This is a genomic window from Terrabacter sp. GCM10028922 (assembly GCF_042666095.1).
GTDB lineage: Bacteria > Actinomycetota > Actinomycetes > Actinomycetales > Dermatophilaceae > Terrabacter.
The window spans coordinates 1-853 of record NZ_JBHTFG010000021.1 but is presented as its reverse complement, the minus strand read 5'-3'; the positions used below and the strand labels follow the sequence as shown (position 1 = coordinate 853).

The window sequence follows — 853 nt, the reverse complement described above, 5'->3', positions numbered from 1 at the left end:
GCGATGAGGATCGGGATGACCGTCGCGGGCAGCGCCACGATGAAGCTGTTGATGAACGCCTGCCCCATCGGGATGCCGGCGGCGTCGGAGGTCAGCACCTGGTTGTAGTTCTGGATCGTCCAGGCGGAGCCGAACGGGTTGAAGAACGCGGTCCACCAGCCCGAGGAGAACTGTTCGTCCCGGGGCCGGAACGAGTTGACGAGCATGCCCAGGGCGGGCACCATCCAGGCGATGCACAGGATGAGCAGACCGACGCGGACGGGCCAGGTCGCCGATCCCGCTCCGGTGCCGTACTTGCTGTGCCGCAGGATCTGCGGTTCCTCGGCCGGCGTACCCGTTCCCGGCTGGACTGTCGTGGTCATCGGGCTGCCTCCTCGGCGCGGAAGTGACGGACCTGGTAGATCAGGACCGGGATGATCGCGATCAGGAGGATGACGACGATCGCCGACGCGTAGCCGTTGTTGCCCTGGGTGTAGAGCTCGTCGTAGAAGCGGCGGCCGATGACGTCGGTGTTGTAGGCGCCGTTCGTGGTGACGTAGACGACGTCGAACACCTTCATGACGCCGATCAGGACCGTGATGAAGACGGTGAGCACCGTGGGCCAGATCTGCGGCACGACGATGCTGAAGAAGATCCTGCGCTCCCCGGCGCCGTCGATGCGGCCGGCCTCGACGGTGTCCTCGGGCACGCTCTTGATCGCGGCCGAGAGCAGCACCATGGAGTAGCCGACCTGCGTCCAGATCAGGATGATCATGAGCATGAGGCTGTTCAGGTGCAGGTCGCTCGTGCCGTACCAGAACACCGGGCTGCGGTCGAAGAAGCCGAGGATGGCGTTGAGCAGGCCGGTCTGCGG

1 protein-coding gene and 1 pseudogene are annotated in these 853 nt (G+C 65.4%); both read right to left on the bottom strand.

Annotated elements, in window-relative coordinates; genetic code table 11:
• Positions 1-362, bottom strand: a pseudogene (locus ACFQU3_RS16915) (hypothetical protein); the annotation flags it as partial.
• A partial coding sequence (locus tag ACFQU3_RS16910; RefSeq protein ID WP_385911848.1) for a carbohydrate ABC transporter permease occupies positions 359-853 on the bottom strand: 495 nt, incomplete at its 5' end. The pseudogene ACFQU3_RS16915 and the gene ACFQU3_RS16910, both read right to left, overlap by 4 nt.